Genomic DNA, 20,997 nt, shown 5'->3' with positions numbered 1-20,997 from the left:
ACTGCCGGTTCAGGGTGACAGACGCGCCGCGGCACCGTCGAACGGAACCGCGGCGCGTATGACTGCACTCTGTGTCAGAGAGTGCGGGCCGGCTCCTGAGCGTGCTCTTCGACGTCGACCGAAGCGGAGGGACGCGTCTGTGAGGTGAGAGCCGTGCCTTCGACATCGACCCTGGGAAGCACCCTGTCGAGCCACCGGGGCAGCCACCAGGCCTTCTCGCCCAGGAGGGCGAGCACGGCGGGCACCAGGGCCATACGGACCACGAAGGCGTCGAAGAGGACGGCGACGGCGAGGCCGAACCCGATCGTCTTGATCATGGACTCGCCGGAACCGATGAAGCCGGAGAAGACCGCCATCATGATCACGGCCGCGGCGGCGACCACGCGGGCGCTGTGCCGGAAGCCGGTCACGACGGCTTGGCCGGGGCGCTCACCGTGGACGTACGCCTCGCGCATGCGGGCGACGAGGAAGACCTCGTAGTCCATCGCCAGGCCGAACACGATGCCCACCAGGAAGATCGGCATGAGACTCATGATCGGGCCGGTCTGCTCCACACCCAGCAGCTCGGCGCCCCAGCCCCACTGGAAGACCGCGACGACCGTACCGAGCGAGGCGAGTACCGACAGCAGGAACCCCAGGGCCGCCTTGACGGGGACAAGGATCGAGCGGAAGACGATCAGAAGCAGCAGCAGGGACAAGAGGACGATGACGGCCAGGTAGGGCACCAGGGCGTCCTGCAGTGCCTGTGCGACGTCGATGTTCATCGCGGTGCTGCCGGTGACCTCGAAGGTCGCGCCCGTGTCCGCCTCCAGACCGGGACGCTCCGCCCGGATGATCTGGACGATCTCCTTCGTGGCCTCCGTGTTGGGGCCGGTGGCCGGGACAGCGGAGAACAGTGCGGTGTCCCCGGCCTCGTTGAACTGCGGGGGCGTGACGGACACAACGCCGTCAGTGTCCTTGATCTGCTCGGCCATTGTTGCTGCGGCCGCCTGAGGGTCCGTGGCGTCCTTGACGTCGGCGACGACGGTCAGTGGTCCGTTGAAGCCCGCCCCGAAGCCGTCGGCCAGCGCGTCGTAGGCCCGCCGCTCCGTTGTCGACGTGGGCTTCGCCTCGTCACCGGGCATGCCCATCTCCAAGTGGGTGGCGGGCAGCGCCAGGACCCCCAGAACCGCCACACCCAGGACGAGAACCGCCACCGGCCGCCTCATCACAAAGCGGGCCCAACGTGTGCCGCCGTTGTCGGGGGTCTCGGAGTGGTGCTTGGCGTTGCCGTCCCGCTTGTCCGCCTCGCGGAACTTGCGGACCCTGCGGGAGAGGACGGCGTTCGGCCACATGCCGAGCAGCGCGGGGACCAGGGTCAGGGCGACCAGGACCGCGATGGCGACCGCTCCGGCGGCGCACAGGCCCATCTTGGTCAGCATCGGCACGCCGATCACCGTCAAGCCGACGAGCGCGATGATCACCGTCAGACCGGCGAAGACCACGGCGGAGCCGGCCGTGCCGACCGCCAGGCCCGCCGCTTCCCGCGGGGCGTGCCCGTTCGCGCGTTCCTCGCGGTAGCGGGAGACCACGAAGAGGGCGTAGTCGATGCCGACCGCGAGTCCGAGCATCGAGGCGAGAGTGCCGGTGGTCATGGTCAGCCCCAGGGTGCTGCCAAGAGCGAGGATCGCGCACATGCTGACACCGACGCCGATGACGGCGGTGAGCAGCGGCAGCCCGGCCGCGGCCAGGGACCCGAAGGTGATCAGCAGGACGACGGCGGCGAGGGCGATGCCGATGGCCTCGGCCGAGCCTCCCGCGGCGGGCTGTGAGGCGAGAGCGGTGCCGCCCACCTCTACCGTGAGCCCCGATCCGCGGGCCTGGTCGACGGCCTTCTCGAGGCCGTCCTTGCTGGCGTCGGTCAGGTCGTCGGCCTTGACCTTGTAGTTGACCGTGGCGTACGCGGTCGAGGCGTCCTTGCTGACCGCGTCGGCCTTGAAGGGGTCGACGGCGCTGTCCACCTGGGCGCCCTCGGCGACCGTGGACACCAGCTCGTCGACGGCCATGCGGTAGTCGCCGGCCGTCACCTTCTCCCCGTCGGGAGCGATGAAGACCACGCGTGCGTTCGCACCGTTGGCGTCCGAACCGGGGAATCGCTCACCGATCAGGTCGAACGCCTTTTGGGCCTCGATGCCGGGCATGAACGACGTGCCGTCGTCACCGGCGGCCGGCGCCTTGGCGGCGCCGAGACCGACACCACCGAGGACCACCACCCACAACAAGGTCACGAGCCAGCGCCGCCGGAAGGCGGTCCGGCCCAGTCGGTACAGGAAGGTAGCCACGAGAAAGGTCTCTCCAAGGTCTGTGCTCAGGTAGGTACCAAGGCTGCCGTTGTGCCGGCTGCTGGAGCATCGTGCCGGTGCTGTGACCTGGTCCTCATGGCTGGGCAGCAGGGAGGGGGCCGTTCTCGTGCGGAACGACGATGCTGTTCTCCTACCTGAGGATGATCCCGGGGCGGTGCAGTCTGCGAGCCCTGGATCCCACCGTCCACGTTCAAGGCATCGATCGCTCCGCGTGAGGACGAGCCCGGCCGGGCAGGTCTCGGTACCGACGATGACGCGGTCAGGGAAGAGGTCCTGGTCCAGGGCGCAGCGGGACTCGCCGTAATTCATACCGGCGACGTCGAGTGCCGCGAACGACTTCTCCGGGGATCTCGTTGCCAAGGCTGCAGAAGACGACGCTCGGATGGTCGAGGTCCTCGGCGGCCATCGCCTCGAGGTCGCGTTCCCACCACTCGGGGAAGTGGGCGGAGTAGTCGAAGTCGCTCCGCAGGTCCTTCCCGGTGGCGGCCAGGTCCTGGGGGCGGTGACGTGTTTCTGGCGAGCCTGCCAGTCACATCGGGTGGGCCTACGCGGTCTCTACCGATGAGCAACAAGTCTTCGGCACTCCGACGATGCCGATCAGATAGGTCCGAGAGGAAGCACAAGTGCTGTCAATCAACGGTGAGCGCAGCTTCGCGCTGCGTTCAGCAGTCGCCACGCTCGCAGCTCTCATGATCCTATTAGGGTTGAACGTCCCCAGAGCTGCAGCCGATACGCCCAACAGGCAGACAACATACATTGATTTCCACATCGACCCGGAAATCGACAACGTCCCTCACTACAGGTCTGTCGTACAGCAACTTCGCAGGGGCGCCGGCCACCTCATCCACGGCAACAACATCTACGAGACCATGGGGCAGGGCCAGAATGCCGGGCTCGTAGCTCTCAACCTCTACAACGCCGACTGGGTTCACCAGACGACCTTGTACTTCAACGCGTCGAATCTCTACCTTGTGGGCTTCAAGTCCCGGACCGGGCAGGCGTATCTCTTCTCGGATGCATCTGCCAATGCCAGAGAGGAAGTCGGACGAGAGGTTCGGGGAGCCCCTGTGACGACCCTGCCTTTCGCGGGGTCCTACACCAGCCTCGTGAACACCCTGCCCGGAGCGGAGACGGAACCGACCACGATCGGCATCTACGCCATCCAGACGAACATGGAAGCTCTGGCCAGGACCCCGAACCCCGCGGCGGCCACGGGCGCCTACCGAGGAAGCATTGCGCGGGCCATGCTCATCATGATCGGCGCATTCGCGGAGGCGGCACGGTTCCCCATGTTCCGTGATCATTTCGAAGCAGCTTTCCGCCGCTTCGCCAACCCGAGCGTCGTCGTGACTCCGACAATGCAGGCGTTGCGGACCGCTTGGGGTCAAATGTCCCGCTGGGTCCAGCAGTTGGTCAGCGGACCACCGCCAACCCCAGCCGTCTTCGGCAGCGGGGTCTACTTCTTCGTCCTGGCCAGCTGGGAAGACGTGGACAAATACCTCCGCGCAATCAACGGGCAAAGGTGAGGATGGGACCAACCAGCGGCGTGATCGTCACCGGTTCTCGCGCCTTCGTCCTCCTCGTGGGCGCATTGCCGTACGACAGCCATGTGTCGTACGGCACGGCGAGCACCTATTGTACAGACACCCGGATTCCCTTTGCTTCTTGAACAGCCGCTCCGTTTACCCGGCCGGCGGTTCGCCAGTGAAGGGGGGGCGGAAACGGTTGATTCCGTCCCCTCTTCGTCAATCCGATCAGCACCGGTTCCCGCCCTGCCGCCGAAGCCGCCGGGTCCGCCGAGCGCAAGGCCCATCTGTCCACGCCACCCGCAGCCCGGGCTTCGGTGAGCTTCCGCAGGCCGGCGGCCTTGTGGACGTCAAGCTTGTCCCGGATGAGCACGATCGGGCTGCTGGTGGGCGGCGATCCTCCCGCGCAGGGCCACACCTCCCTGCCCCGCCCTGCGACCGCCTCGTCGTCCCGCTCGATCGCGCATCGGGCCGGGGCCTGGGGCCGTCGGTGAGGGCGGTGCGGGCGGTGCGGGCGGGAGGGCACGGTACAGCTCTTTGTCACGGTGACCGAACCCGTCGACATCACTCTTCGATTCCAGGAACTGAGCCATGTCCTCTCTTCGGTGACACGCCCGCTGAGACGGACGGTCGATGCCCACCGCGCACGGCACCGCGACGCTCGGCGGATCAGGTCGACGCTCCGATAGAATGCGTGGACGAATGACATGGCGGAGCGGTACTTCCCGGCGAAGGCGGACATGGTGCCTGACATCGCGCCCTTGCGGGGACGACACGTCGAGTTGGCGGAACTGGAAGCGCTGGTGAGCCGTGCCCGAGGCGGCCGCGCCGGTGCACTGGTCGTCTCCGGTGAGGCCGGTGTCGGCAAGACGGCGCTCCTGGACCACCTCACGGCACGGGCCGCCGCACACGTCCGCACCGAGCGCGTCGTCGCCTCCCAGTCCGAGATGGAACTTGCCTACGCCGGCCTCCAGCAGCTCTGCAGACACATGATGGGTTCCGCCGCCCGGTTGCCGGCCCCGCAGCAGGAAGCGATCGAGGTGGCGTTCGGCCTGCGCAGCGCGGCCGCGCCGAGCCCGTTCCTCGTGGGACTGGCCCTGCTGGGGCTGCTGACCGAGGCCGCCGAGGAGCAGGCACTGCTGTGCGTCGTCGACGACGCACAGTGGCTCGACCAGGCGTCCGCGCGTGCCCTCGCCTTCGCGGCCCGGCGTCTGGACGCGGAGGGCATCGCCCTGGTGCTCGCCATGCGGCAGCCCGACCCGGTGTTCGCGGGCCTGCCCCACATGATCCTCGAAGGGCTCGGTCACGAGGACGCGTGTGAACTCCTGCGCCTGGCCGTACCCGGTGGTCTCGACCTGCGGGTCCGCGACCAGTTGATCGCGGAGGCCCGCGGCAATCCCCTCGCCCTGCGTGAACTGCCCCGGGCCCTGAGCCCGGCCCAGATCGCCGGCGGTTTCACCCTGACGGGTTCCCTGCCGCTGGAAAGTCGCATCGAGCAGAGCCTGGTCGTCCAGCTCGCCCCGCTGCCCGCACCGGCGCGCCTCCTGCTGCTGCTGGCGGCCGCCGAACCCACCGGCGACCCGGGGCTGCTGTGGCGTGCCAGCGCGGTGCTGGGACTGGGGCCGGAAGCCTTCGACGCGGCCAAGGACGCCGAGGCGTTCGTCGTCGGCACCCGTGTCGGCTTCCGCCATCCGCTGGTGCGGTCGGCCGTGTACCGGGCGGCGTCACCGGGGGACCGGCGTCGCGTCCACGCCGCTCTCGCGGACGTCACCAGCGCCGAGCACGACCCGGACCGCCGGGCCTGGCACCGGGCCAGCGCGACCCTGCAACCGGACGAGGAGGTCGCCGCCGACCTGGAGAAGTCCGCCGTGCGTGCGCGAACCCGCGGCGGAGCGGCGGCCGCCGGCGCGTTTCTGGAGCGGGCGGCGGAGCTCACGCCCTCGCCGTTCCACCGCGGGCAGCGACTCATCGCGGCCGCCGAGGCCAAGCACGACGCGGGCGCGTCGGACGCGGCCCTGCGCCTGCTCGGGTCCGCCCGCGTCCTTCCCCTCACCGCGCTGCAGGAGGCGCTCGTGGTGCGGCTGCGCGCGCGGGCCGGATACGCGCTACGGCGTGACCGCGGCGGGGCGCAGCACCTGCTCGACGCGGCACGGGGACTCGAAGGGCTCGACCCGGTCCTCGCCCGCGACACCTACATCGAGGCGCTCGCGGCGGCGACCTACGGCGGCAGGCTCGGTGACGCCGAGCAGGTGACCGCCGTCGCGCACGCGATCCTCGGCGCCACGTCCGCCGCCGACGAGACCGACCGGGCGCGGGACCTGATCCTGCGCGGGCAGGCGCTGCTCGCCACCGAAGGGCAGACGGCGGCGCTTCCCACCCTGCGACGGGCGCAGCGCGCCTTCCTCGAGCAGGCGCCGGACTCCCTCGAACTGCACTGGATGTGGTTCGCCTCCCGCGCCGCCCAGGACCTGTGGGACCCCGCCGGCCTGCGTGCGCTCGCCGACCGGCAGGTCGAACTCGCCCGTGCCGAAGGCGTCGTCACCGTACTGCCGATCGCCCTGAGCCTGCTGATGCTCGTGCGGATGACCGACGGCGACCTGGACGGGGCGGAAGCCTCCTGCGACGAGATCGACGCCATCAAGGAGGTCACCGGCAATCCGCTGCCGCCGTACGGACGGCTCCTCCTCGCCGCCTACCGGGGGCAGGCCGACCAGGCGGAGCGCCTGGCCGAGCGGGTCCGGGCCGACGGGCTCGCCCGCGGCGAGGGACACGCGCTGAGCGCGGCCAACTTCTCCGAGGCGGTCCTCTACAACGGCCTGGGCCGCTTCGCCGAGGCGGTGGCCAGCGGCCGGCGCGAACTGCCGTACACCCGCGAACTGAACCTCGCGATGCGCACACTGCTCGAACTGGTGGAAGCGGCCGCACACACCGGCGAGCGCACCCTCGCCGAGCAGGCACTGGAACAGCTGGCCGGCGTCACACGGCCGGTGGGCACCAGCTACGCGCTGGCCGTCCTGGCGATGGCCGAGGCGCAACTGCGGGCGGGGGACGACGCCGAGCGGCTCTTCCTCGACGCGATAAAGCGCTTCGAGCACGAGCGGATCCCGATCTGGGTGGGGCGTTGCCGCCTGCTGTACGGCGAGGCACTCAACCGCCAGGGACGGCCCGCCGAAGCGCGCGAACAGCTCCGCGCCGCCCACCGGGTGCTGTCGGCCCGCGGACTGAACGGATTCGCCCAGCGCGCCGCGGACGAACTGCGCGCGAGCGGCGAGACCCTGCGGGTCCACACCCGGGGGTCGGCGGCGCGGCTCACCGAACAGGAACTGAACGTGGCGCGCCTGGCCCGCGAGGGACTGACGAACCGGGAGATCGGCGCCCGCCTGTTCATCAGCGCGCACACCGTCGAGTACCACCTGCGCAAGGTCTTCGTGAAGCTCGGCATCAAGCGGCGCACCGAGCTGAAGCCCGCCCTCGCCGGACTCACCGCGACCGCGTCGAGCGCATGAACCCCCGAGGGCGGGCGCCGGACTCCGCTCCCGCTTCCGTACGCGGGCGACGGCCGGCGCCCCGCGCAGCCGACCGACGCCCGCCCGCTCACTGCCGGGCGGCCGGCGCTGCTACTTGCTGAGCCACAGATCGGGGCCGAACACCTCGTAGTGGATGGCCCTGGGGCTCAGCCCGTGGGCGAGCAGGTCGGTGCGGACGGCCTTCATGAAGGACAGCGGCCCGCACAGGAACGCGGTGGTGCCGGGGACCGGGGACAGGCCCGTGAGGTCGGCCCAGCCCTCGTTGACGTGGTCCGCCGAGGCGTCCGGGTGGTCCGCGGTGTCCTCGTACCACAGGTGCAGCGAGGCGTGGGGCAGCCGCTCGACGAGCGCGGTGAGTTCGAGCCGGTGCGCGTGGAGAGCGGGGGAGCGGTCGGCGTGGACGACGGTCACCGGACGGTCGGGCGCCGCGGTGGCCAGATGCTCCAGCATGGCGAGCATGGGGGTGACACCGATGCCCGCGGAGGCCAGCAGGAGCGGACCGTCGCCCTCGGGCAGCAGGAGGTCACCGAAGGGCAGGGACACCCGCAGGACGTCACCGGGGCGGGCGTGGGTGTGCAGCCACGTGGAGACCTCCCCGTCCGGCACCTGCCCGTCCAGGGAGCGCTCGCGCTTCACGGTGAAGCGCCAGGTCCCGCCGCCGGGAGCGCTGGAGAGGCTGTACTGCCGTATCTGGTGTGCTCCGTCCGGCAGTTCGGCCCGCACGCTGACGTACTGGCCGGGGACGAAGGGGCGGGTGGGTGAGCCGTCGGCGGGACGCAGGACGAAGGAGGCCGTGTCCGGGGTCTCCTCGTGGCGTTCGACGATCTCCATGCTCTGCCACACGGAGCCGTCCTCGACGTCGGACCGGGCGTACAGACGCGCCTCCATGGCGATGAGGGCGTTCGCCATGAGCCAGTACACCTCGTCCCAGGCGGCCGCCACCGCCGGGGTCACGGCGTCGCCGAGGACCTCCGCGACGGCCGCGAGGAGGTGGCGGCCGACGAGGGTGTACTGGTCGGACGTGATGCCCAGTGACGCGTGCTTGTTCGCGATGCGGCCGAGTACGGCGTCGGGGCGCTCGTCCGGGTGCTTCACGAGCGCGGTCGCGAAGGCGGCGACGGCACCGGCCAGTGCCTCGCGCTGGACGCCGCTGGCCTGGTTCGCGCGGTTGAACAGGTCGCGCAGGAGCTCGGGACGCTCCTCGAACATGCGGCGGTAGAACAGGTCGGTGATCGTGCCGAGCGAGGCTCCGACGGTGGGGAGCGTGTCGCGGACGATCTGGGCCGACTGACTGGAGAGCATGCCTACTCCGAACTGGGATCTCAGATGCTTGTTTTCCGACGTGCCACGGACCGTCTGTGCGGCCCGTCTTCTCAGTGAGACCGGACAGCGGCCGGACTTGTGACGCGATGTCAGGAACCGGCCGCTGACGGACGACGGGTAAGCCGGAGACCGGGCGCCGGAGCTATGGGTTCCGGGGTCCGCGGACGACTCCCTGGGCTTGGAGGAACGCGAGGACGCAGGCGTCGAACCGGGCGGGCTGTTCGAGGTGCGCGAGATGCCCGGCCTCCTCCAGGACCGTCAACTCGGCCTTGAACAGGCCCTCGTGCAGCAGCGCGGCCCATCGTGGCCCGCAGATGAAGTCGTGACGGCCCGCCAGGACCAGGGCCGGTGGGGTGAGGAGAGGCAGTTCGTCCCGTACGTCGAAGGGAGGTTCCTCCCCGAGGGAGGGGGACGCGTACATGCGCAGCGTCCGACGAGCGGGCGCGAACTCGGCTTCTCTGCCCCAGTAGTCGTGGAGATAGGCCGGCATCAGTGTGCGCAGGACGGCGGTGGCGCCGTCGTCGTCCAGCAGACCGAGACGCGTGGTGAGGGTGGCGGCGTAGTCCGCGACCTCCGGATGGTCCTGGACGTGGTCCTTCACGAACCGTTCCATGGCGGCGACTGCCGCCGACCAGAACTCCTCGTCCGCGACCGGTGAGGTGTCGTAGAGAACGAGGGCGGTGACCTGTGCGGGATGGTCGAGGGCGTACCGCTGGGCCACGAAACCACCGTGGGAGTGACCGAGCAGGGCGAACCGTGGCACGTTCAGGTGCTGGACCACGGCGTGCAGGAAGTGCGCGTACGTGGCCACGGTGTAGTCGCGCGGATCCGGGAGCCGACCGGAGTCGCCCGTGCCGACCGGTTCGACGTAGACCATGGTCAGGGAGTCCTCGAGACCGGGCATGCGCAGGTACTCCCAGCCGATGCCCGGTCCGCCCGAATGGGCGAGGCACACGGGGCCCGAGCCTGCGACGTGGTAGCGCAGTGCGACGCGGGCCGGACCGTGTGGAACGGTGATCGTGTGTGTGCCGGGAGACAGGGGGGCGGAGGGATCTTCGGGTGTGCGCGGGAGAGTCCCCGGCCGATGCGTGTGCTTCACGCCGTCCCATGATCCGTGAGAGGCGGAAACCCCGCAAGGAAGAACACAACGAGTAATCACACTGTTATGCACTGCGTCTAGGCCGAGTGGTGCCTCCCCGGCCCCTCTCTCGCGAGCGAGAGATACGATGGTGTGACACGATCTGCCGCACGCCCGGGCGCCACCACGGTGGCCTCCCGCGAGGCGGTGGCCGCGGCGTCGTGGGCATGAGGCGGCACACCGATGGCTGGAGCACACCATGGATGCGAAGGACGAGGCCGAGCGCGGCCTGACGGTCATTCAGGACTACCTGTACTGGGACTCCCACCGCCGGGCCGCTCACCACCGCGCGGCGGAGTTCGCCGCACACGTGCCCGGACTCAGCGAAGAACAGAAGACCGACCTGGAGTGGTGGTACGTCGAGGAGCAGATCAGGGTCTCCCGCGCCATCGCCCATCACCTCACCGAGCAGATCACGATGGTGGAGGCGCGGCACACCAGACGCTACGCCCGGCTGCGCCGGATGTCCCGCGTGGCGCTGGCCGTACTCGCGGCGACCGTGATGGTTCTGCTCGTCGCCCTCGTCCTGGTGGCGGCGGGCTGAGCGGCTCGGTCCCGCCGCGTCCGCCGGCTCACTCCGACGCCTCGAGGACGAGCAGCAGTTTGCGCAACGCGCCGACGACGACGACCCGCTCCCGCGCGTCGAGCACGGACAGCAGCTCACGCTCCACAGCCAGGTGGCCCTCCAGCCGGCGGTCGAACTCCTCCCGCCCCTGCACCGTCAGGCTGACCAGCGAGCGCCGCCGGTCGTCGGGCGACGCGGTCCGGACGATCCAGCCGTCACGCTCCAGCCGGTTGAGGCGGCCGCTGAGACCGGCCGAGGAGACCACGAGGTGCCGCATCAGTTGCCCCGGCGTCAGGGCGTGCCCGGGGGCCGCCCGGCGCAGGGTCTGCAGCAGGTCGAAGTCCCCGACGTTGGTGATGGTCCTGCCGGGCTGACGGCGCAGCCGCTCCTCGAACAGTTCCTCGGCCAGGCGGGCCGCGCGCAGCAGTCGCGCGAGTACCTCGCTGGAGGAGACGTCCACGCCCGGCCGGCGTTCCTCCCACTGACGCAGCATGGCATCCACACTGTCCCCACGATCCGGGCACGGTTGGACCGCGGGCCGCGGCGCGGACTCCTCCGCTGAGGGGGAGAGGTTCGGAGACACGCACGGGTCGTTCACGACTACCAGTATGAAGCGCCGGAAGCGCCTTCTCGTCCAGCCGGTGAGACACTCGCACGCACACTGTTATGGAGCACGAAGGAGACGGCTACGACGGTGTCTTCGGAGCGTGTGAAAGTGAGGTAGACTCTGCACAGTGTTCACGGCGTTGGGTTGGACACCCCACACACGGCGCCGGGAACGCCCCCTGCCACTTAGAGCCTGGCGGGGGTACTGTGCCCCGGGCGCCCACCGATCCCCCGCGAGTCGGCGTCCGGGGCCAGTCTCGTTTGGCCGCAGGGAACTGCCGGGATCATCCGGCGCGGTAGAGGCCTCGACCGCTGCGCCGGACCCGCGAGGTGCCGACGAGCCGGTCGAGCGTGCTGCGGACGGCGTTGATGCTGCCGCTGTCGGTGGCCCGCCCCAAGGCCACCGCCACGTCCCGGGCACGCACGTCGGCGTCGCCGACCTCCGCGAAGTACTCCAGGATCTGTTCGGTCAGCCTGCCGTACGTGCGCTCCGTGCCGGCTCTCGGCCGGGTCGCGGCCCGCGCGGGACCTGGGACGCGGCGCCGGGCAGCGCTGCCGGTGGTCTCGCGAGCGGTCTCGGGTCCGGCCTCGGAGGCCGGGGCCGCCGAGGGGGACGCCATGACGACCTCCAGCGCGCCCAGTGCCCGTTGAACGGTGTCGAGATGAGCGACGACGGCGGCCAGTTCCCTCTCCAGCGCCCGCCTCTGCAGCTCCAGACGGCTGAGATCGGCCTGGAGGCTCTCAGCCGTCACTTCGATGTCGCGTGTCGAGCGAGATGCCGGAACCATGTTTTCCTTCAAGGAGTGCTGGAACGTCGTCATCGGGTGGGTCCCATGGTCACCGTGATGAAGATGTGGTGGCGATGTGATGGAAGTCCACCTGACAATTGTTGCCACTGACACGTGGAAAGCGCAACGGGTGAGCGCACAGTGGGCACCGAGTCGCCGGCCGGTGGCGCCTTCCGGCGGCCTCCTCACACGTGCCCGACCGCTCCGTGTCCGTCGGCGGGCGGGTGGGGGCGATTCCACCCGCGCAGCTTGTCGGGGTTCAGCACGGCCCACACGTGTGTGACGCGCTGGTCGGTGATGTCGAAGCTGATCACGGCGGCGACCCGGTCGTGGTGGCGCACGACGATCGCGGTGCGACCGTTGGCCGCCTGGAGGTGGAGGACGGTGCGGGGGCGCGGGGCGAGGAGCGTGAGGAGGGTCCGGGCGACGTGCTGGTCGCCGTGCACCGGCCTGGTCAGAGCACGGATCTTGCCTCCGCCGTCGAAGAACGCGATGGCGTGCCGGGACAGCAGGGACACCAAGTGCCGGGCGTCGTTGAGCACGCAGGCCTGCCGGACGGCGCGGACGATCCTGTCGTGCTGGTCCGACGGGGTGGGACGCGCGCCGTCGGCACGCAGGCTGCGGCGGGCGCTCTCGGCCAGCTCGGCGCACTCGTGCGGGGTCCGCCCGACGATGTCGGCGACCGTCCGAGGGGGCATGGCGAAGACGTCGTTGAGCACGAAGACCGCCCGTTCGGAAGGGGAGAGGGCGTCCAGGGCGCTGAGCAGGACGTCGCTGACCTCCTTCGACAGTGCCCGGTCGGGCTCGGTGCCGATGCCGTCGCCCGCCCCGCCAGGGCCCGGCGGTCGGCGTGCGGGTGCGGACAGGCGCGCCAGACAGATGGTGCCCGTGTTCCTGGTCAGCCAGACACGCGGATCGCTGATGCCCGACCGCTCGGCGTCGGTCAGGCCGTACCACCGCCGGTAGGTCTCGGTGACGGCCTCTTCGGCCGTCGTCCCGGCGCCCAGCATCCAGCGAGCGACGTCGATCAGATGCTGTCGCTCGTCCAGCAGCTCCGCGAGCGGTGTCGTGTCACCGGTTCCACCCATGAGGTGTCCTTCCTCTACCGGCACCACAACGCCACCACCGCGGTCGGCTGGCCGTGCCCTCGGCAGAGCAGACCGCACAAGCGCGGATCATGTGACAACAGGAGACCGCGACAGAGGCGGAAACGGAGTCGGAAACGGAGGCGGAGGCGCGACGGAAACGGAGGCGGAGGCGTGGCATGGGCGGAGGTGGAGGGGCAGAGGCGGAGGTGGAGGGGGCGGTGAGACGAAAGGACGATACAACCGTGTGACACCATGAGATGTCGCCGACCGCACGCGACCTCGTCCCACCGACGAAAGGGTTCACCATGCCCGCGATCCTGATCCACGGCGTTCCCGACACCCACCATGTGTGGGACGGTGTGCGCCGTCATCTGACCAGATCCGACGTGGAAGCCTGGGACCTGCCCGGCTTCGGCGCCGAGCGCCCCGCCGGCTTCGGTTCCACCAAGGAGGAGTACGTCGACTGGCTCGTGCGGCGACTGGAGCGGGTCGGTGAGCCGGTGGACCTGGTCGGGCACGACTGGGGTTGCATCCTCACCCTCCGCGTCGCCTCCCTGCGCCCCGACCTCGTCCGCACCTGGGCCGGAGGCAACGGGCCGGTCAACGCCGGGTACGTATGGCATCCGCTGGCCAGGATCTGGCAGGACCGGATCCAGGGCGACCGGTACATGGCCGAACTGCGTGCCGAGCCCTTCGCCGAGGAGGTGGCGGCCGGCTTCGACGTACCCCTCCACCTGGCCAGGGAGATGGCGAGCCGTGTGGACGAGCCGATGAAGGACGCGGTGCTCAGGCTGTACAGGTCGGCGCTCACCATGGGAGCGGAGTGGGAGCCGGAGCTGTCCGCGGTGTCCGCGCCGTGCGTCGTCTTCTGGGGAGCCCGGGACCCCGCCTGCCAGATCGAGTTCGGGCGCCGGCTGGGTGACTCCCTGCATTCCAGTGAGGTGGTCGAGATGGACTGCAACCACTGGCCGGTGCTCCAGCGCCCGGCGGAGGTCGCGGAGATCCTCGAGAAGCACTGGAGCGCGCACGCCGACGTGTGACGGCCGGGCGCAGACGCCGGGACCGGTCCCGGCGCTGTCACACGGGGCGGTGCCGGCCGGTCTTGAAGGGTGAAACCAAGAGAAACAGAGGACACCGTGCGTGAGATCCTGATCGTGGGCGGCGGTTACGCGGGCTTCTACACCGCGTGGGGCCTGGAGAAGAAGTTGCGGCGGGACGAGGCCCGGGTCACCGTCGTCGACCCGCGCCCCTACATGACGTACCAGCCGTTCCTGCCCGAGGTGGTCGCCGGGTCGGTGGAGGCCCGTCATGCCGCGGTCTCGCTCCGGCGGCACCTGCACCGCACCCGCCTGATCGCGGGTTCGGTCACCGAGATCCGCGACAGCGCGCACACGGCGACGGTCCGGCCGCAGTCCGGGCCGGCGTTCGACCTCCACTACGACATACTGGTGATGACCGCGGGAGCCGTCACACGCACCTTCCCGATCCCGGGACTGAGCGACCAGGCGTACGGGCTCAAGCACGTCGAGGAGGCCGTGGCGATCCGCGACCGGCTGCTCACCTCCTTCGACCGCGCGGCGACCCTGCCCCACGGGCCCGAACGCCGTCGGCTGCTCACCGCCACCGTCGTCGGCGGCGGCTTCTCCGGGGTCGAGGGTTTCGGTGAACTGCTGAGCCTGGCCTCCGCGTTGCTCAAGCACTATCCTGAGATCGGGGCGGAGGAACTCGCCTTCCACCTGGTCGAGGCACGGGGGCGCATCCTGCCCGAGGTCACCGACGGGCCGGGCGAGTGGGTGGTGCGCTCGCTGGAGAAGCGGGGTGCGCGGGTGCATCTGAACACCCAGCTCGTCTCCGCGAAGGACGGTCGCGTGGTGCTGTCGGACGGATCGGAGTACGACTCGGAGCTGCTCGTGTGGACGGCGGGCAACGCCGCCAACCCGATCGTGCACAACCACACCGACCTCCCCGTCGACGCCCGAGGTCTGCTGATGGTGCGCGCGGATCTCCGCGTCGGGACGGAGAGCGAGGTCGTGGCGGACGTGTGGGCGGCCGGTGACGACGCCTCCGTGCCCGATCTCGCCGCCGGCCGGCCGGACGCCCGCACGGTGCCCAACGCCCAGCACGCCGTCCGTCAGGGCAAGCTGCTGGCGAGGAACATCCTGGCGTCACTGCGCGGTCGGCCCGCCAAGGACTACGTGCACCACAGTCTCGGCGTGGTGGCCACCCTCGGGCTGGGCCGTGGCATCTTCCAGTACCGGCGTCTGGTCATCAAGGGATTCCCGGCGTGGCTGATGCACCGTGGCTACCACGTGCTGGCCATACCGAGCTGGGAGCGCAAGGCACGGGTGTTCGCCGTCTGGGTGACCGCCGCTTTCTTCGGCCGCGACGTCATCTCCCTCGCCTCGGTCCAGCACCCGCGGGAGGCCTTCGTCTCCAGCGGTGACCCACGGCGAGGCGAGAAGTCCGCGGACGCGGACGCCGTCGCCGGATGACTCCCCACGGGCCCCGTGGACCCCGGGGACACCGCAGGGCGGCTCAGCGCTTGGCGGCGCGGTACAGACCGCGGCCCACCCGGCGGACACGGGACTGGCCGACCAGACGGTCGAGCGTGCTCCGGACCGCGTTGATGCTGCCGCTGTCGGTGTCGCGGCCCAGTGCGGACGCCACATCCCTGGCACGGACATCGGTGTTCCCGGCGTCCGCGAAGTAGGCCAGGATCTGTTCGGTCAGCTTGCCGTACGACTTCGAGCCGTCGGCGTCACCGGCGCCGGAGGCGTCCTCCGTGCGGTCCTCGTCACCGTCACCGGCACCGTCCTCCGCCTCGTCGGCGGACGGCACGGGGGCGGGTGCCACCGTCGCCGGCGCCTCCGCGACCACGTCCGCCGGACGGGCCGCGGGGGCCGGGGGAACGGACTCCGGCATGAGGGCCTGCAGGGCACTGAGGGCCCGCTGCACGGAGCCGAAGTGAGCGGTGACCGCGGCCAGTTCCCGCTCCAGTGCCTGCTTCTGGATCTCCAGCCGCGCCAGGTCCTCCTGGAGGCCCTCGGCGGTGATCTCGATGTTGCGAGCCTTGGGGGTCACGGAGACCATGCGTTCCTCTCGTTCTCACCCCTCGTTCCGGCGGGGCCGCCCGATGCGGGCTCCGTCACTCGGCCCGGCACCGGGGGCAGGATACCCGTACTGCCGGGAAACGGCCCACGTCGGGCGGCGAGCGCGGCGGAGCGGAGGCGCGACGACCACGGTGTCCGTCGCGACGCGCCACCGGGCCCGCTCGTCCCGCTGTGTCAGGCACGGCCCCGCTTCGAGCGGTCGGGCCCGGTGCCGCTCTTCCGCTCCTCGGGCGTCTCGCCGTCGGTGGGTCCGGTCGCCGGGCGCTGCAGTCGCCGCAGGGTCTCGGAGACCGCGTCGATGCGTGCGTCCACCGAGTCGATCGCCTCTCGGAGCAGGCTCAACCGCCCTTCGAGCAGGGCGGCCTCGGCCGCCAGCGACGCGGTGGCGGCGGCCGGATCGGTCTGCCGGTCAGTGCTTCGGGACATCCCTCGTCCTTCCTCGGCTCGTGCCGTCGGCTCGTGAACCGTCGACATCGCATTGACCGGACAGTGACGAGCGCTGTGACAGCCCGGTGCGAGGCCCGCGCGTCACCGCGGTGCGCAGCCGGACCCGGGGCGGCCGGCGGGTCGGACGACGCAGGATCCCGCGGCTGCGGCACGCGTCAGGTGGGGCCCGCCGAATCCTTCCCGGAAGCGGGTGTGCGAGGGGCCGTCACGGGTAGGAGGGTGGCAGGGCCCGCCCGTGCGACACGACACGCTGTACTGCCTCGGACGCAACGTCGGACAGAGTGTGACCGTGTGAAGGCGTGCGGTGTTGTGTGGGCCGGGAGATTTCCGCACGGCCCGGGGACATGGATGCGGCCGTTGCGGTGCCCCGGGTAACGTGGCGATGCGCGCGATGCGGGAACCGCATGCGGGAGACGAGTCGTCACAAGGACGGGTCGTTCAGGAGGAGGAGACGGTATGGAGCCGGTGGTTGACACCATGCCGATCGGGGAGCTGCTCGACGAGCGGCGGCACCTGCTGGACGTCGCGCACTGGATGCTGGGCAGCGGCATCGTCGCCGAGCACGTCATCGACGAGGCGTACCGGGAGTGGTACGCGCTCTCCGAGCACCAACGGGACCGCATAGGCGCCCCGCGGGCCTGGCTGACCCGCGTCGTGGGCAGCATCTCCCTGGCACGGCTGGCCCCGTCCTATCCGGGCCGGGACCCCCAGGGTCCCGAGGGGAGCAGTGGAGCGTCCGGTCCGGCTCTGGAGGACGATCTCGACGCGCTGTGGGCCGAGGCGTTGGACGCGCTCACCCCCGCCGAGCGAGCGGCCCTCCTACTCAACGAGGCCCTCGGCGGCGCGGCCGGAGCACCCGTGGGCACCGCGGGACCGGCACGCCGGGACCGGCCGGGACCGGTGGACACCGAACCGTTGGACCGAGCCCGGCACAGCCTCCGGGTCAGGGCCGCCCGCCCCACGCCACCGTGCGTCGAGGACGCACTGGTCGACGCCGTACGGCAGGCGTGCGCCGACGAGGACGCGGACCGGCTGGCCACGCTGCTGGACCCCGACGCCGTCGCGTTCTACGACGGCGGAGGCAAGGTCCGCACACTGACACGGCCCGTCGTCGGCGGCCCACGGGTCGCCCGGAGTCTCCTGACCCTGCTGGCCCGGCACCCGCGCACCACTGTGCACACCCGTCCCGTCAACGGGCGCACGGGTCTCGTCGCACGCTACGACGGCCAGGTCGCCGCCGTGATCTGCCTCGACCTGGCCGGCTCACGCGTCGTACAGGTGTGGGCCGTCCTCAATCCCGACAAGTTGCGCTCCTGGAACCGCCCTCGCGCCTGACCTGTCCCGTCCCGCGTCCGACACAGCGCGTCAGCGGCCCGCTCAGACGCAGAGGGCCGCCACGGACCGGTGACGGGTGCGGGACTGCAGGAAAGCGGCGATCTTGGCCGGGTTGAAGACCCACATCACCTGGTGAATGCCGCGGGACGTGGCCGCGACCGTCATGAAGGTGGCGGGCCGGCCGTCCCGGTGGATCAGGATTCCGCCGCGTCCGTTGGCCTCGACCGGTTCCGCCTCGACCGTGGGCCAGAACCGCGGGTGCGCGGTGGACAGGTTCGCCACGCGGGCACGGCCCAGGACGGGCACCCGAGCCGCTCCCCTGATGCCGTTGCCGTCGGACAGACTGACCGCGTTCGGGGTGAGCAGCGCCTCCAGTCCGGCGACGTCGCCCTGCCGGGCTGCGGCCACGAACGTCTGGAGCAGCGTCCGGTGCTCGGCCGCGTCGACGCTGTCCCGCTGGTCCTCGGTGAGGTGTTTGCGGGCCCGGCTCACGATCTTGCGGACGTTGACGGGGCTGAGGCCCAGGATGCGCGCGATGTCGGGGTAGGCGTAGTCGAAGGCCTCCCTCAGGACGTAGGCGGCGCGCTCGGTCGGCGAGAGCCTCTGCAGCACCAGGAGCAGGGCGAGTTCCAGTGCCTCCGCCCGCTCGGCACCGACCTCCGGGTCGTTGCTGGTGTCGACGGGCTCCGGCAGCCACGGACCGATGTAGGTCTCGCGGCGGACGCGGGCGGACTGGGCCACGTTGATGGCCAGCCGGGTGGTGGTGCTCGACAGGAACGCCACGGGGCTGATCACGAGGGTGCGGTCGGTGCGCTGCCAGCGCAGCCACACTTCCTGGACGACGTCCTCGGCCTCCACCGCACTGCCCAGCACGCGGTAGGCGATGCCGAAGAGGCGGGGCCGGAGTTCGACGAAGACGGAAACGGCCTCGCTCAGGTCGCCTGCCACGGGGGTCGCCTCTGGATGCATGATCCCGGGTCTCCGTTTCTCTGGTGCCGGTGTGTGCGGAGGCGGTCGGACGACTCTTCGTCGTGACCGCCGGAGCGCTGGCCCGGCGTACTGGGGGATCGGCAGGGCGCGGTGCTCACCTTCGCTCCGGACGACCGGCGGCGCCGGCGTTTCGTTACACCTTTGCGCGGACTTCTTCTACGTATCTTGCGGACCGGCGCACGGCCCTGCCCGGAGGCGGTCTCGCCGCGCCGGCACACGGCACGGCGGGATGTCACATTCGCACCGACCGTCCGGTCTTCCAGGGAAAGCGACGCTGCGCAATCCGAGTTATTCCCGCAATACCTTGTTCGACGAGCCACCCCCCGAACCGGTATCCGTTTCTCATACAGGAGACAATTCATGGACTGGCGTGTAAGGGGCCTCTGCCTGACCGAGGACCCGGATCTCTTCTTCCCGATCGGCGGTCTCAACAGTGGGCCGGCGGCGATACAGACGGACGAGGCGAAAGCGGTCTGCCGTCATTGCCCCGTCACCCGGCAGTGCCTGGCCTGGGCCGTCGATGTCGGGCCGGTCGAGGGGATCTGGGGAGGCACCACGGAAGGGGAGCGCCGCGCCCTGCGACGGCGCGCGGTGCGCGCGTCGCGCGCGACGGAGAGCGCCGCCTGAGCGGCCGGACGACGCGCGGACGCAGGCCGGAGACCGATGCGGTGCGTCGGCCGGAGACCGATGCGGGTGGGCGGGGATGCTCCACAGCCGGAGCCACCACCGCCCACCCGCATCGGTGTCCGTCAGGCCGCCGCCTCCTGCTCCGTCCGTATGGCCGAGATGTCCAGGGTCAGCGTCACCTTGTCGCTGATGAGCACACCCCCCGTGTCGAGCGGTGTGTTCCAGGCCAGCCCCCAGTCCGAACGCCGCAGGGTGGCGGAGCCCGCGAAGCCGACTCGGTGGTTGCCGAAGGCGTCGTCACCGGCCCCGCCGAAGACGACGTCGATGTCCAGGGGCAGTTCGATGTCCTTGATGCGCAGGCTGCCCGTGAGGCGGAACTCGTCGTCGCCGAGCGGGATGATGCCGGCGGAGTGGAAGGTCATCAGGGGAAACGTCGCGGAGTCGAAGAAGTCGGGCCCCGCGAGGTGGGCGTCGCGGTCCGCCGCGCCCGTGTCCATGCTGTCGGTCTGGACACTCACGTACGCCTTGGAACGGGTCGGGTCGGCGCCGTCCAGTACGAGCAGGCCTTCGAACCGGTCGAACCGGCCGCGCACATTGGTGATCATGGCGTGCCGGACGGAGAAGCCGATCGTGCTGTGGACCGGGTCGATGGTGTAGGCACCGGTCACGGCCGGGTGCGCCCCGAGGACCGGGGGAGTGGCGTTGTCGCGTTGGATCATGATGGTGGGTCGGCTTTCTGTGACGAGAGGGGCCTGCCGAGCCGCGGTGCGGACGACAGGCCCCCTGTGGTGGGTGCGGGCCCCGCTCAGGGACCCGCACCCGACGACTCAGCGCTGCTGCGCGAGCCAGTCGGCGAACCGGGTCTCGGCGATGTGCGCGTCCGGGCCGGGGAGCAGCGTGGTCTCCTGCAGCTCCGCGCCGAAGTACGGTGCGTGCACGTCGGTCACGACCTGGCGCGGGTCCTTCTTGGCGGCCAGCCCCTTGCGGATCAGCTCGTCGAGCTGGAACTCCTCGGGGCCGGCGACCTCCACCACCCCGCCCACCGGGGTGCCGACCGCGGTACGGCCGACGGCGGCGGCCACGTCGTCGGAGAAGACGGGCTGGATCTTGACCGGGGCCAGCCGGACGGTGTCACCGTCGGTCGCCGCCTCGGCGATGCCCTTCATGAACTCGAAGAACTGCGTGGCGTGCACGATCGAGTACGGGATGCCCGAGTCCTTGATCAGACCCTCCTGCGCCTGCTTGGCGCGGAAGTAGCCGCTGTCCTGGAGCCGCTCGGTGCCGACCACGGAGAGCGCCACGTGGTGGGTCACACCGGCGTTCGCCTCCGCCTTGAGGAGGTTGGTGGTGGCGGTGCGGAAGAACTCCATGACGGCGTCGTCCTCGAAGGAGGGCGAGTTGGAGACGTCGATCACGACGGAGGCGCCGGTCAGGACCTCGGCCAGGCCCTCGCCCGTGAGCGTGTTGACACCGGTGTTGGGAGCGGCCGGCACCGCCTCGTGACCGTGCTCGTTGAGCTTGGCGACCAGCTTGGAACCGATCAGTCCGGTACCGCCGATGACTACGATCTTCATGTGAATATCCT

General features: G+C 70.6%; 19 protein-coding genes. 8 read left to right on the top strand and 11 right to left on the bottom strand.

What is annotated here, in order from left to right:
* Window positions 1-74 precede the first annotated feature (74 nt).
* Window positions 75-2,321, bottom strand: coding sequence for an MMPL family transporter (locus tag R2E43_RS03705; protein WP_030865718.1), 2,247 nt, complete (start codon window positions 2,319-2,321; stop codon window positions 75-77).
* Between the two features lie 644 nt (window positions 2,322-2,965).
* Here R2E43_RS03705 and R2E43_RS03700 point away from each other — a divergent pair.
* The 3 genes from R2E43_RS03700 to R2E43_RS03690 all read left to right on the top strand — a co-directional run bounded on the left by R2E43_RS03700 (window position 2,966) and on the right by R2E43_RS03690 (window position 7,374).
* On the top strand, window positions 2,966-3,868 hold the full coding sequence (locus R2E43_RS03700) for a ribosome-inactivating protein (RefSeq protein ID WP_136207435.1): 903 nt from the start codon (window positions 2,966-2,968) through the stop codon (window positions 3,866-3,868).
* A 365-nt stretch (window positions 3,869-4,233) separates the two neighbouring features.
* Window positions 4,234-4,362 carry a hypothetical protein gene (locus R2E43_RS03695; RefSeq protein WP_332055907.1) on the top strand — a complete coding sequence of 43 codons (129 nt, stop codon included), beginning with the start codon at window positions 4,234-4,236 and terminating at the stop codon, window positions 4,360-4,362.
* Window positions 4,363-4,575: 213 nt separating this feature from the next.
* On the top strand, window positions 4,576-7,374 hold the full coding sequence (locus R2E43_RS03690; RefSeq protein ID WP_332055906.1) for an AAA family ATPase: 2,799 nt from the start codon (window positions 4,576-4,578) through the stop codon (window positions 7,372-7,374).
* 111 nt (window positions 7,375-7,485) lie between these two features.
* Here the strand turns inward: R2E43_RS03690 and R2E43_RS03685 are convergent, their stop codons facing one another.
* Together R2E43_RS03685 and R2E43_RS03680 are read right to left on the bottom strand one after the other, a co-directional pair.
* The gene (locus R2E43_RS03685; protein WP_003972049.1) at window positions 7,486-8,697 is read right to left on the bottom strand and encodes a globin domain-containing protein; all 1,212 of its coding nucleotides are present in this window, start codon (window positions 8,695-8,697) and stop codon (window positions 7,486-7,488) included.
* Between the two features lie 163 nt (window positions 8,698-8,860).
* Window positions 8,861-9,817 carry an alpha/beta fold hydrolase gene (locus R2E43_RS03680; protein ID WP_003972048.1) on the bottom strand — a complete coding sequence of 319 codons (957 nt, stop codon included), beginning with the start codon at window positions 9,815-9,817 and terminating at the stop codon, window positions 8,861-8,863.
* A 238-nt stretch (window positions 9,818-10,055) separates the two neighbouring features.
* Here R2E43_RS03680 and R2E43_RS03675 point away from each other — a divergent pair, with 238 nt between their 5' ends.
* Window positions 10,056-10,400, top strand: coding sequence for a hypothetical protein (locus R2E43_RS03675; RefSeq protein ID WP_003972047.1), 345 nt, complete (start codon window positions 10,056-10,058; stop codon window positions 10,398-10,400).
* Between the two features lie 28 nt (window positions 10,401-10,428).
* Here R2E43_RS03675 and R2E43_RS03670 read toward each other — a convergent pair whose 3' ends face one another.
* The 3 genes from R2E43_RS03670 to R2E43_RS03660 form a co-directional block, all read right to left on the bottom strand.
* Complete coding sequence (locus R2E43_RS03670; RefSeq protein ID WP_016327941.1) at window positions 10,429-10,914, bottom strand: MarR family winged helix-turn-helix transcriptional regulator; 486 nt, start codon at window positions 10,912-10,914, stop codon at window positions 10,429-10,431.
* Between the two features lie 397 nt (window positions 10,915-11,311).
* The gene (locus tag R2E43_RS03665) at window positions 11,312-11,815 is read right to left on the bottom strand and encodes a hypothetical protein (RefSeq protein ID WP_030865733.1); all 504 of its coding nucleotides are present in this window, start codon (window positions 11,813-11,815) and stop codon (window positions 11,312-11,314) included.
* Window positions 11,816-12,000: 185 nt separating this feature from the next.
* Window positions 12,001-12,903 carry a sigma-70 family RNA polymerase sigma factor family protein gene (locus R2E43_RS03660; protein WP_011031429.1) on the bottom strand — a complete coding sequence of 301 codons (903 nt, stop codon included), beginning with the start codon at window positions 12,901-12,903 and terminating at the stop codon, window positions 12,001-12,003.
* 257 nt (window positions 12,904-13,160) lie between these two features.
* Here R2E43_RS03660 and R2E43_RS03655 point away from each other — a divergent pair, with 257 nt between their 5' ends.
* Window positions 13,161-13,943 carry an alpha/beta fold hydrolase gene (locus tag R2E43_RS03655; RefSeq protein ID WP_037897433.1) on the top strand — a complete coding sequence of 261 codons (783 nt, stop codon included), beginning with the start codon at window positions 13,161-13,163 and terminating at the stop codon, window positions 13,941-13,943.
* A gap of 96 nt (window positions 13,944-14,039) precedes the next feature.
* Window positions 14,040-15,395: an NAD(P)/FAD-dependent oxidoreductase gene (locus R2E43_RS03650; protein ID WP_030865738.1), complete on the top strand. Its 1,356-nt coding sequence runs from the start codon at window positions 14,040-14,042 to the stop codon at window positions 15,393-15,395.
* A 43-nt stretch (window positions 15,396-15,438) separates the two neighbouring features.
* Here the strand turns inward: R2E43_RS03650 and R2E43_RS03645 are convergent, their stop codons facing one another.
* Both R2E43_RS03645 and R2E43_RS03640 read right to left on the bottom strand, forming a co-directional pair.
* Window positions 15,439-15,993 carry a hypothetical protein gene (locus R2E43_RS03645; RefSeq protein WP_136207442.1) on the bottom strand — a complete coding sequence of 185 codons (555 nt, stop codon included), beginning with the start codon at window positions 15,991-15,993 and terminating at the stop codon, window positions 15,439-15,441.
* Window positions 15,994-16,187: 194 nt separating this feature from the next.
* Complete coding sequence (locus tag R2E43_RS03640; RefSeq protein ID WP_016327943.1) at window positions 16,188-16,439, bottom strand: hypothetical protein; 252 nt, start codon at window positions 16,437-16,439, stop codon at window positions 16,188-16,190.
* Window positions 16,440-16,916: 477 nt separating this feature from the next.
* On the opposite strand from R2E43_RS03640, the gene R2E43_RS03635 reads away from it, so the two are divergent.
* A complete protein-coding gene (locus R2E43_RS03635) occupies window positions 16,917-17,795 on the top strand; it encodes a sigma-70 family RNA polymerase sigma factor family protein (protein ID WP_136207443.1) in 879 nt (292 codons plus the stop codon).
* A gap of 42 nt (window positions 17,796-17,837) precedes the next feature.
* On the opposite strand, the gene R2E43_RS03630 is transcribed toward R2E43_RS03635, so the two are convergent.
* Window positions 17,838-18,764, bottom strand: coding sequence for an RNA polymerase sigma-70 factor (locus tag R2E43_RS03630; protein WP_016327944.1), 927 nt, complete (start codon window positions 18,762-18,764; stop codon window positions 17,838-17,840).
* A 381-nt stretch (window positions 18,765-19,145) separates the two neighbouring features.
* On the opposite strand from R2E43_RS03630, the gene R2E43_RS03625 reads away from it, so the two are divergent.
* Window positions 19,146-19,412, top strand: coding sequence for a WhiB family transcriptional regulator (locus R2E43_RS03625; protein WP_003972036.1), 267 nt, complete (start codon window positions 19,146-19,148; stop codon window positions 19,410-19,412).
* Window positions 19,413-19,534: 122 nt separating this feature from the next.
* Here R2E43_RS03625 and R2E43_RS03620 read toward each other — a convergent pair whose 3' ends face one another.
* Together R2E43_RS03620 and R2E43_RS03615 are read right to left on the bottom strand one after the other, a co-directional pair.
* Entirely contained in the window at window positions 19,535-20,131 is a 597-nt protein-coding gene (locus tag R2E43_RS03620; RefSeq protein WP_016327945.1) for a YceI family protein, read from the bottom strand.
* Between the two features lie 108 nt (window positions 20,132-20,239).
* Window positions 20,240-20,986, bottom strand: coding sequence for an SDR family oxidoreductase (locus R2E43_RS03615; protein WP_093457546.1), 747 nt, complete (start codon window positions 20,984-20,986; stop codon window positions 20,240-20,242).
* Window positions 20,987-20,997: the final 11 nt, after the last annotated feature.

Source organism: Streptomyces violaceoruber, assembly GCF_033406955.1.
Taxonomy (GTDB): Bacteria; Actinomycetota; Actinomycetes; order Streptomycetales; family Streptomycetaceae; genus Streptomyces; species Streptomyces violaceoruber.
Note: the sequence above shows the minus strand (reverse complement) of the source record. Positions and strands in the feature narration are given on the sequence as shown.